We start from the raw sequence: 9,531 nt of genomic DNA on the forward strand, positions 1-9,531 counted from the left end.
GCGGTGTGCCAGTCAACGACGATATCGACTGACACACCGCTTTCGCGAGCAAGCCCGCTCCCACAGGGGGAATGCGGTTACCAACCAAACAATTCGCGTGCGTTCTGAGTGCTGGCCTCGGCCAGCCGCTCACGGCTGATCGACATAACCTGCGCCAACGCCGCGCAAATGGCCGGCAGATGCGCCGGGCTGTTGCGCTGGCCGGGGAACATCGCCGGGGCCATGTCCGGCGAGTCGGTTTCCAGCACCACCGCCTCCAGCGGCAGTTGCGCCAGCACCCGGTGCATGCGCAGGGCCTGGGGCCAGGTGGCGGCGCCGCCGAGACCGAGCTTGAACCCCAGCTTGATGTATTCGCGAGCCTCTTCAAGACTGCCGGCGAAAGCGTGGATGATTCCCGCGCGCTTGAGGCCGATGCGCTTGAGCGTCGCGATGACGGCGGCATGGCTGCGACGCACGTGGATCAGTGCCGGCAGCTCGAACTCCGCCGCCAGTTGCAACTGCGCTTCGAACAATGCCTGCTGGCGCTCGCGATCCAGGGTCTGGACGTAGTAATCCAGGCCGATTTCCCCCACCGCGCACAACTGCCGATGCCCGGCCAGACGGGCCAGCCATTCGCGCAAGTGCGTCAGGTCTTCGGGGCGATGCTGCTCCAGGTAAACCGGGTGCAGGCCCAACGCGGCGTGCAGCTGCGGGTCGCTTTGCACCAGCTCCCAGACCCGTTGCCAGTTGTCCCGATAGACCCCCAGCACCACCATCTCGCGGACGCCCGACTCACGACTTTCGACCAGCAGGGCGGGGCGGTCTGTATCGAAGTCGGGAAAATCCAGATGGGTGTGGGTGTCGATCAGCTCCATGGGTCAGCCTTGGTGAATGCGCTGCTTGAAGGTGCGTGGAATGGCCTGCACGCCGGGTTGATAGTCATCGTTCTCGATGGCCGCCAGCGCCAGTTCCAAAGCCTTGTCAGCGATCAACTGATGCTGCTGGGACATGGCATTGACCGGCAGCGGCAGAAAATCCAGCAGTTGCGTATCGCCAAACGTGCCCAGGCGCAGTGGACGCGACTTGAGCGGAAAGTCGTGCAGCGCGTCGAACACCCCTTGCAGCAGCACATAGGAGGTGGTGATCAGCGCGTCCGGCAAGTGCCCCAGGCGCCCGAGCATTTCTTCCATCAACTGCTGGCCGCATTCACGGCTGAACGACTCGCCGTGCTCGATCAGCACCTGGCCCTCGAACCCGGCCAATGCGTCGCGAAAGCCTGCGGTCCGTTCCTGGCTGATGCTCAGTTCGGGACGGGCGCTGATCAGAGCGATCTGCCGGGGCTGGGTCGCAAGCAGGCTGCGGGTCAATTGCAGGCTGGCCTGACGGTCATCACTGATTACCGAGCAGAAATGCGCGGGCTCCATCACCCGGTCGATGGCAATGATCGGGATGCCCTTGGCCTGCAATTGCTGGTAGCTGTCGTCACCGGCCGGCAGGCAACTGGCGACGATCAGCGCATCGCAGCGCCGGGCGCGGAACAGCTGCAACAATTGCCGTTCACTGTCGGGGGCATCGTCGGAGCTGGCGATCAGCAACTGATAACCCCTGGCCCGGGCGCCTTGCTCCAGGAGCTTGGCGATGCGCGCGTAACTGGGGTTCTCCAGATCCGGCAGGATGAAGCCGAGCGTGCGCGTGTGTCGACTGCGCAGCCCGGCGGCCTGGGGATTGGGCGTGAAGCCGTGCTCCTCGACCACTGCCCGCACCCGTTCGACGGTGGCGCTGCTGATGCGTTGCTGTTCGGCCTTGCCGTTGATGACGTAGCTGGCGGTGGTCACAGACACACCGGCCAGCTGGGCGATATCACTGAGTTTCAACCCGGTTTTCCTTGTTTTTTCGAGTTAGCCCGGACAATAAGGGCCATCCTACCCGATTCAAGATGATGATCACCGCCCTGAAGCTGGCGACAAGTTGCACTTCAACGACAAGAGATTATCGAGTAACGTGCCAATCCTTCTAGATTAAACGTTTCAGCAAGCGTATTTTCAAGGCTAGCAGGATTTTTGGCCGCGCTGCCGCGATAGCGCCAAAAACCGTTCTGCGACGCTAAGCTGATTCATTCAAAACAATACCTGGCGCCGACCGGACGCCAAAAAGGAGAAAGCATGCTCGAGCTCACTCTAGAGCAGATATCCATGGCGCAGACGGCCGTGGATAAAGACGCAGCGCTGCAACTGCTCGCTGACCGACTGGTGGCCGATGGCCTGGTCGCCGAGGGCTACCTCACCGGCTTGCAGGCTCGCGAAGCCCAGGGCTCGACCTTTCTCGGGCAAGGGATTGCCATTCCCCACGGTACTCCGCAAACCCGCGACCTGGTGCACGCCACCGGCGTGCGCCTGCTGCAATTTCCCGACGGCGTGGATTGGGGCGATGGGCAGATTGTCTACCTGGCCATCGGCATCGCGGCCAAGTCCGACGAACACCTGCGCCTGCTGCAACTGCTGACCCGCGCCCTCGGCGAGACCGACCTGGGCCAGGCCCTGCGGCGTGCCGGTTCGCCTGAGGCGTTGTTGAAACTGCTGCAAGGCGCACCGCAGGAACTGGCCCTGGATGCGCAGATGATCGGCCTCGGTGTGTCGGCCGATGACTTTGAAGAATTGGTGTGGCGTGGCGCCCGGTTGCTGCGCCAGGCCGATTGCGTCAGCAATGGCTTTGCCGGGATCTTGCAACAGGTCGAAGCACTGCCCCTGGGCGATGGCCTGTGGTGGCTGCACAGCGAACAGACCGTCAAGCGTCCGGGCCTGGCCTTCGTCACGCCGGACAAACCTATCCGCTATCTCGGCCAACCCTTGAGCGGGCTGTTCTGCCTCGCCAGCCTGGGCGAAGCCCACCAGGCATTGCTGGAAAGGCTCTGCGCGCTGCTGATCGAAGGTCGCGGCCACGAACTGGGTCGCGCCACCAGCAGCCGCAAGGTGTTGGAAGTGCTCGGCGGCGAACTGCCCGCCGACTGGCCCAGCGCCCGCATCGGCCTGGCCAATGCCCACGGCTTGCACGCGCGCCCGGCGAAGATCCTGGCGCAGTTGGCGAAAAGCTTCGAAGGCGAGATCCGCGTGCGCATCGTCGACGGCCAGGACAGCGCCGTGTCGGTCAAGAGCTTGAGCAAACTGCTGAGCCTGGGCGCCCGTCGCGGGCAGGTCCTGGAATTCATCGCCGAACCGAGCATTGCCGCCGACGCACTGCCGGCGTTGCTGGCCGCCATCGAAGAAGGCCTGGGCGAAGAAGTCGAGCCGCTGCCGCCACCGACCGCGCCGCAAGAAACCGCCATGGCGGAAGTCGCGACGGTCGTGCTGGCACCGGAGTCCGGCAGCCTGATCCAGGCGGTGCCCGCTGCCCCGGGTATCGCCATCGGGCCGGCCCACGTCCAGGTCCTGCAAGCCATCGACTATCCGCTGCGCGGCGAGTCGGCGGCCATCGAGCGCGAGCGTCTGCAAAATGCCCTGGACCAGGTGCGCCGCGATATCCAAGGCCTGATCGAGCGCGCCAAGGCCAAGGCCATCCGCGAGATCTTCATCACTCACCAGGAAATGCTCGACGACCCGGAACTGACCGACGAAGTCGACACCCGCCTGAAACTGGGTGAGAGCGCGCAAGCGGCGTGGATGGGCGTGATCGAGGCCGCCGCGAAAGAGCAGGAAGCCTTGCAGGACGCCCTGCTCGCCGAACGTGCCGCCGACCTGCGGGACGTTGGCCGCCGGGTGCTGGCGCAGCTGTGTGGGGTTCAAACCCTGAGCGAACCGGAGCAACCGTACATTCTGGTGATGGACGAGGTCGGTCCGTCCGACGTGGCACGCCTGGATCCGACCCGCGTGGCAGGGATTCTCACCGCCCGCGGCGGCGCCACCGCCCACAGTGCGATTGTCGCCCGGGCCCTGGGCATTCCGGCGCTGGTCGGTGCCGGAGCCGCAGTATTGCTGCTGGCGCCGGGCACTTCGCTGTTGCTCGACGGCCAGCGCGGTCGCCTGCACGTGGACCCGGACGCCGCCACCCTGCAACGGGCCGCGCAAGAACGCGATACCCGCGAGCAGCGCCTCAAGGTGGCCGCCGAACAACGTCATCAGCCGGCAGCGACCCGCGACGGTCACGCCGTGGAAGTGTTCGCCAACATCGGTGAAAGCGCCGGCGTCATCAGTGCGGTGGAGCAGGGCGCCGAGGGCATCGGCCTGTTGCGCACCGAACTGATTTTCATGGCCCACAACCAGGCGCCGGACGAAGCGACTCAGGAAGCCGAGTACCGCAAGGTCCTCGATGGCCTGGCCGGGCGGCCGCTGGTGGTGCGCACCCTGGATGTGGGTGGCGACAAACCGCTGCCGTACTGGCCGATCGCCAAGGAGGAAAACCCGTTCCTGGGCGTGCGTGGCATTCGCCTGACCTTGCAGCGCCCGCAGGTCATGGAAGCGCAGCTGCGTGCCCTGTTGCGCTCGGCGGACAACCGTCCGTTGCGGATCATGTTCCCCATGGTCGGCAGCGTCGATGAGTGGCGCCAGGCCCGGGACATGACCGAGCGCCTGCGCCGGGAAATCCCCGTGGCGGACCTGCAACTGGGGATCATGATCGAAGTGCCGTCCGCCGCCTTGCTGGCGCCGGTGCTGGCCAAGGAAGTCGACTTCTTCAGCGTCGGCACCAACGACCTGACCCAATACACCCTGGCCATCGACCGTGGTCACCCGACCCTGTCGGCCCAGGCCGATGGTTTGCACCCGGCGGTGTTGCAACTGATCGACATCACCGTGCGCGCGGCCCATGCCCACGGCAAGTGGGTCGGGGTCTGCGGCGAACTGGCGGCCGATCCGCTGGCGGTGCCGGTACTGGTGGGCCTGGGCGTGGACGAGCTGAGTGTCTCGGCGCGCAGCATTGCCGAGGTCAAGGCGCGGGTCCGCGAACTGAGTCTCACCCAGGTCCAAACCCTGGCCCAGTCGGCGTTGGCCGTGGGCAGCGCCGATGACGTGCGCGCATTAGTGGAGGCGCTGTAATGGCGAAGATTCTCACCCTGACCCTCAACCCGGCGCTCGACCTCACGGTAGAGCTGGCGCGCCTGGAGCCGGGGCAGGTCAACCGCAGCGATGCGATGCACAGCCACGCCGCCGGCAAGGGCGTGAACGTGGCCCAGGTGCTGGCCGATCTCGGTCACACCCTGACGGTCAGCGGTTTTCTCGGCGAGGACAACGCCCAGCCGTTCGAGACGCTGTTTGCCCAGCGCGGTTTTGTCGACGGGTTTGTCCGCGTGCCTGGTGAAACCCGCAGCAACATCAAGCTCGCCGAACAGGACGGGCGCATCACCGACCTCAACGGGCCTGGCCCGGTGGTGGACGCCGCCGCGCAGCAGGCGTTGCTGGAACGACTGGAACACCTCGCACCCGGCCACGACGCCGTGGTGGTCGCCGGCAGCCTGCCCCGAGGTGTCAGCCCGCAATGGTTGCAGGCGTTGATCACTCGCTTGAAAGCACTCGGTTTGAAGGTGGCCCTCGACACCAGTGGCGAGGCCTTGCGCGTTGCGTTGGCGGCCGGGCCGTGGCTGATCAAGCCGAACACCGAGGAACTGGCCGATGCGCTGGGGTGTGAAGTGGTCAGCGAGCAGGCCCAGGCCGAAGCGGCGCAGCGCCTGCACGGCCAAGGCATCGAACATGTGGTGATTTCCCACGGCGCCGAGGGCGTGAACTGGTTCAGTGTCGGTTCGGCGCTGCATGCGTCGCCGCCCAAGGTCAGCGTTGCCAGCACCGTCGGCGCCGGGGATTCACTGCTGGCCGGCATGCTGCATGGCCTGCTCGGCGCGCACACTCCGGAGCAGACCCTGCGCAGCGCCACGGCCATTGCCGCCATGGCGGTCACGCAGATCGGTTTTGGCATCCAAGACACCGCGTTGCTGGCGTCGCTTGAACAGGGCGTGCGCGTGCGCCCCCTGACAGAACAATAAGAGGGTTCGCAAGAATGAAATTAGCCATTGTGACGGCCTGCCCGAACGGCATGGTCACCAGTGTGTTGTGCGCCCGCCTGCTGGACGCGGCGGCCCAGCGCCAGGGTTGGAGCACCAGTGTCGAAGTGCATGACGCGGCCCATCCGGAACGCCAGTTGTCGGCCGCCACTCTTGAGGCAGCCGAGTGGGTGCTGCTGGTCACCAGCGGCCCGCTGGATCTGTCGCGGTTTGTCGGCAAGCGGGTGTTTCGCAGCACCCCGGCCCAGGCCCTGCAAGACGTCGATTCGCTGCTGCGCCGTGGTGCCGAAGAAGCCAGTGTTTTGCTCGAATCGCAGGCGCTGGAACAAGCGCCGGCCGCCTCGGCCTCGACTGAGCGCGCCCCGCGCCTGGTCGCCATCACCGCGTGCCCGACCGGCGTGGCCCATACCTTCATGGCCGCCGAAGCCTTGCAACAGGCGGCGACGCGGCTGGGCTACGACCTGCAAGTGGAAACCCAGGGCTCGGTGGGCGCGCGCAATCCGTTGAGCGCCGAAGCCATCGCTGAGGCCGATGTGGTACTGCTCGCCATCGATATCGAAGTCGCCACCGAGCGTTTCGCCGGCAAGAAAATCTACCGCTGCGGCACCGGCATCGCCCTGAAACAGGCCGAAGCCACGTTGAACAAAGCCCTGGCCGAAGGCCGCCAGGAAAGCGCAGCGAGCGGCTCGGCCGGCCCGGCCAAGTCGGAGAAGACCGGGGTCTACAAGCACCTGCTGACCGGTGTGTCGTTCATGCTGCCGATGGTGGTGGCCGGTGGTTTGTTGATTGCGTTGTCGTTCGTCTTCGGCATCACCGCGTTCAAGGAACCCGGCACGCTGGCGGCGGCGCTGATGCAGATCGGTGGCGACACGGCGTTCAAACTGATGGTGCCGCTGCTGGCTGGCTACATTGCCTACTCCATCGCCGACCGTCCGGGCCTGGCACCGGGGATGATCGGCGGGTTGCTGGCGAGCACCCTGGGCGCCGGGTTCATCGGCGGGATCATCGCCGGTTTCCTTGCCGGTTACGCGGCCCTGGCGATCAATCGTTATGCTCGCCTGCCCCAGAGCCTGGAGGCGCTTAAGCCGATCCTGATCATCCCGCTGCTGGCGAGTCTGTTCACCGGCCTGGTGATGATCTACATCGTTGGCAAACCGGTGGCCGGTATGCTGGAAGGCCTGACCCATTTCCTCGACAGCATGGGTACCACCAACGCCATTTTGCTGGGTGTGCTGCTGGGGGCGATGATGTGCGTCGATCTTGGCGGGCCGATCAACAAGGCCGCCTATGCGTTCTCGGTCGGGTTGCTGGCTTCGCAAAGCTATGCGCCGATGGCCGCGACCATGGCGGCCGGGATGGTTCCACCGATTGGCCTGGGCATCGCCACTTTCATCGCCCGGCGCAAGTTCGCCCAGACTGAGCGCGAGGCCGGTAAGGCGGCGCTGGTGCTGGGCCTGTGCTTCATCTCCGAAGGTGCCATTCCGTTCGCCGCCAAGGACCCGCTGCGGGTGATTCCGGCGAGCATCGCCGGCGGCGCGTTGACCGGTGCGCTGTCGATGTACTTCGGCTGCAAACTCATGGCGCCCCACGGTGGGTTGTTCGTGATGCTGATCCCCAACGCCATCAACCATGCATTGTTGTACCTGCTGGCAATCGTCGCGGGGAGCCTGGTGACCGGCGTGGCGTATGCGCTGCTCAAACGGCCGGAAGCGGTGGAGATGGCGTTGGAGCCAGCCAAGGCCTGATCAAGCCACACCGCCCCTCTAATGTGGGAGCGGGCTTGCTCGCGAAAGCGGTGGGTCAGTCAATGAAAATGTTGCCTGACACTCCGCCTTCGCGAGCAAGCCCGCTCCCACATTTCGTTTTGCGGTGTTAATGAAAAACCTGTCACACCCGATTAACACAGCCATGCTTAAGTCTCCCCAATTCAAGGGAGAACACCATGAGCGAAATCGACCGGGACCGGCGTCGCGTGATACAGGCCGTGGGCGCAGGATTGTTGTTGCCGGGGCTGGCGCCGGCGGTGCTGGCTTCGGTCAAGGATCGACCGGTACTCACCGATGGTGTGCAGTCCGGCGACTTGCAGGGCGACCGGGCGATGATCTGGAGCCGCAGCGATCGTCCGGCGCGGATGGTGGTGGAGTGGGACACTCGCAGTCACTTTCGCAATCCTCGGCGCGTGGTCTCGCCGTTGGCAGACAGCCGCAGCGATTTCACCGCCCGGGTCGAATTGACCGGGTTGCCCCGCGACCAGGCGATTTTCTATCGGGTGCGTTTCGAAGACGCCCAATCCGGCGTCGCCAGTGAACCCTGGTTCGGTCACCTGCGCAGCGTGCCGCAGTTCAAGCGCAACATCCGTTTTGTCTGGAGCGGCGACACGGTCGGCCAGGGCTTTGGCATCAACCCGGACATCGGCGGCATGCGCATCTACGAAGCCATGCGCCTGCCGGATTTCTTTATCCACAGCGGCGATACCATCTACGCCGACGGGCCGGTGCCGGCGCAAATCACCACCGAGGGCGGGCGCGTCTGGCGCAACCTCACCACGCAAGCCAAGAGCAAGGTCGCCGAGACGCTGGATGAGTATCGCGGCAACTATCGCTACAACCTGATGGATGAGAACGTGCGGCGCTTCAACGCCGAGGTGCCGCAGATCTGGCAATGGGACGACCACGAGGTGGTCAATAACTGGTCGCCGGGCAAGCAGCTGGACGAGCGCTACCAGACCAAGGATATCCACAGCCTCGTCGGGCGTGCGCGCCAGGCCTGGCTGGAATACGCGCCGATGCGCCTGCAAAAGGCCGACGGCGGCGGGCGGATCTACCGCAAGCTCGGCTACGGACCCATGCTGGATGTGTTCGTGCTCGACATGCGCAGCTACCGCGAAGCCAACGACGCCAACCTCGGCGCGGCCAAGCCCTTCCTGGGGCGTGAACAGTTGAACTGGCTCAAGCGCGAACTGAAGCAGTCCCGGGCCCAATGGAAAGTCATCGCGGCCGACATGCCCATCGGCCTCGGCGTGCCCGATGGCGAGGTCAGCCCCGGCGTGCCGCGCTGGGAAGCGGTCGCCAACGGTGACCCGGGCCAGGCCCAGGGCCGCGAAGTGGAAATCGCCGAGTTGCTGGGTTTTCTGCGCAAGCATCAAGTGCGCAACTACGTCTGGCTCACCGCTGATGTGCACTATTGCGCCGCCCATCACTACCACCCCGAACAGGCCGCGTTCCAGGATTTCGAACCGTTCTGGGAGTTCGTCGCCGGGCCGTTGAACGCCGGCAGCTTCGGGCCCAATGCCCTGGACAAGACCTTCGGCCCGGAAGTGGTGTTCCAGAAAGCGCCACCGACCCAGAACGCCTCCCCGTTTGCCGGGTATCAGTTCTTTGGCGAGGTGAACATCGACGGGTCGAGCGGGGAGATGAGTGTGGTGTTGCGTGATCTTGAGGGGGTGGCGGTGTTTGAGAAGAAGTTGGAGCCGGTTTGACCTGAGGATCACAGCGTTTCCCTTGTGGGAGCGGGCTTGCTCGCGAAGGCGGTGAGTCAGCTGATACATGCATGGCTGACACACCGTC

Annotated in this window: 6 protein-coding genes; 4 read left to right on the top strand and 2 right to left on the bottom strand. The window is 65.1% G+C overall.

From position 1 onward, the window contains the following. Positions 1-77 precede the first annotated feature (77 nt). Together RGM2987_RS01520 and cra are read right to left on the bottom strand one after the other, a co-directional pair. Positions 78-854: a TatD family hydrolase gene (locus tag RGM2987_RS01520; RefSeq protein WP_245138349.1), complete on the bottom strand. Its 777-nt coding sequence runs from the start codon at positions 852-854 to the stop codon at positions 78-80. A 3-nt stretch (positions 855-857) separates the two neighbouring features. Then, positions 858-1,853, bottom strand: a complete 996-nt coding sequence (gene cra / locus RGM2987_RS01525) for a catabolite repressor/activator (RefSeq protein ID WP_245138350.1) — start codon at positions 1,851-1,853, stop codon at positions 858-860. Positions 1,854-2,141: 288 nt separating this feature from the next. Between cra and ptsP the strand changes: the two genes are divergently transcribed. The 4 genes from ptsP to RGM2987_RS01545 all read left to right on the top strand — a co-directional run bounded on the left by ptsP (position 2,142) and on the right by RGM2987_RS01545 (position 9,443). Next, positions 2,142-5,006, top strand: coding sequence for a phosphoenolpyruvate--protein phosphotransferase (gene ptsP / locus RGM2987_RS01530; protein ID WP_245138351.1), 2,865 nt, complete (start codon positions 2,142-2,144; stop codon positions 5,004-5,006). Continuing rightward, on the top strand, positions 5,006-5,947 hold the full coding sequence (gene pfkB, locus RGM2987_RS01535; RefSeq protein ID WP_245138352.1) for a 1-phosphofructokinase: 942 nt from the start codon (positions 5,006-5,008) through the stop codon (positions 5,945-5,947). The genes ptsP and pfkB overlap by 1 nt, the downstream gene beginning before the upstream one ends. Positions 5,948-5,961: 14 nt before the next feature. After that, the gene (locus RGM2987_RS01540) at positions 5,962-7,710 is read left to right on the top strand and encodes a PTS fructose-like transporter subunit IIB (protein WP_245138353.1); all 1,749 of its coding nucleotides are present in this window, start codon (positions 5,962-5,964) and stop codon (positions 7,708-7,710) included. Positions 7,711-7,907: 197 nt separating this feature from the next. Next, positions 7,908-9,443, top strand: coding sequence for an alkaline phosphatase D family protein (locus RGM2987_RS01545; RefSeq protein WP_245138354.1), 1,536 nt, complete (start codon positions 7,908-7,910; stop codon positions 9,441-9,443). Positions 9,444-9,531: the final 88 nt, after the last annotated feature.

Origin of the sequence: Pseudomonas sp. RGM2987 (assembly GCF_022952855.1) — a bacterium.
Classification (GTDB): Bacteria; Pseudomonadota; Gammaproteobacteria; order Pseudomonadales; family Pseudomonadaceae; genus Aquipseudomonas.